At 63.0% G+C, this 1,321-nt stretch carries 1 protein-coding gene and 1 other annotated feature; the gene reads left to right on the top strand.

What is annotated here, in order from left to right; translation table 11 throughout:
* The first annotated feature begins 50 nt into the window (after window positions 1–50).
* Window positions 51–1,282, top strand: a protein-coding gene (locus F624_RS34585; RefSeq protein WP_157443759.1) for an IS3 family transposase whose coding sequence is annotated in 2 segments (ribosomal slippage) — window positions 51–339 and window positions 339–1,282 — 1,233 coding nt in all. Because the reading frame shifts where the segments join, the coding sequence is not laid out codon by codon here.
* Window positions 329–445 (top strand) — a sequence feature (AL1L pseudoknot). It overlaps the preceding gene by 117 nt.
* Window positions 1,283–1,321 lie beyond the last annotated feature (39 nt).

Raw genomic sequence — 1,321 nt, 5'->3', positions numbered from 1 at the left:
TGAATCGCCCCGGATTTTGAGGAGGCTCAACACTCTGAGAGGATTGAGCCATGAGCAAGTCGAACAAGTTCTCACCCGAGGTGCGTGAGCGCGCGGTGAGGATGGTGCAGGAGCACCGTGGGGAGTACCCGTCGCTGTGGGCGGCTATCGAGTCCATCGCGCCGAAGATTGGATGTGTGCCACAGACCTTGAACGAGTGGGTCAAGCGTGCCGAGGTCGATGCTGGCGTGCGTGAAGGCGTCACGACCGGCGAGGCCCAGCGGATGAAGGAACTGGAGCGCGAGGTCAAGGAACTGCGCCGGGCCAACGAGATATTGAAGCTGGCCAGCGCGTTTTTCGCCCAGGCGGAGCTCGACCGCCGGCTGAAGTCGTGAGAGCCTTCATCGACAAGTACCGCGATGCCTTCGGGGTCGAGCCGCTCTGCAAGGTCTTGCAGGTCGCCCCGTCGGCATATCGAAGGCATGCGGCGCTCCGGCGCGAGCCTCACAAGCGCTGCGCCCGGGCTCATCGCGACGAGATGCTGATGCCGCAGATTGAACGTGTTTGGCTGGCTAACATGCAGGTCTACGGCGCCGACAAGGTGTGGCGGCAACTGGCCCGCGAAGGCGTTGTCGTGGCCCGCTGCACGGTCGAGAGATTGATGCGCAGGCTGGGTCTGCGTGGTGTGATGCGCGGCAAGGTCGTACGCACCACCGTCGGCGATGCAAAGGCACCATGCCCATTGGACCGGGTCAACCGGCAGTTCTGTGCCGAGCGGCCCAACCAGTTGTGGGTCAGCGACTTCACGTACGTCTCGACCTGGCAGGGCTGGCTGTACGTGGCCTTCGTCATCGATGTATTTGCCAGGCGCATCGTCGGCTGGCGGGTGAGCAGTTCGATGCGCACCGACTTCGTGCTCGATGCGCTGGAGCAAGCGCTATACGCCCGGCAGCCTGAACGAGATGGAAGCCTGGTCTGTCACTCCGACAGGGGCTCGCAGTACGTCAGCATTCGCTACACCGAGCGGCTGGGCGAAGCGGGCATCGAGCCGTCGGTGGGCAGCAAGGGCGACAGCTATGACAACGCCCTGGCCGAGACCATCAACGGTCTCTACAAGGCCGAGCTCATCCATCGCCGAGCGCCTTGGAAGACGAAGGAGGCTGTGGAGTTCGCGACGCTCGAATGGGTGTCCTGGTTCAACCACCATCGCCTGCTCGAACCCATCGGGTACATCCCGCCCGCAGAAGCCGAGGCAAACTACTATCGGCAACTCGCCAGTCAGTCCACCGCGGTGGCGGTCTGACTTAAACCAAACAGCCTCCTTGAAAACCGGGGCGATTCA

Source organism: Curvibacter lanceolatus ATCC 14669, from assembly GCF_000381265.1.
In the GTDB taxonomy this organism is placed as follows: Bacteria; Pseudomonadota; Gammaproteobacteria; order Burkholderiales; family Burkholderiaceae_C; genus Curvibacter; species Curvibacter lanceolatus.
The sequence above is the reverse complement of the archived record's forward strand: the minus strand, read 5'-3'. Positions and strand labels throughout refer to the sequence as shown.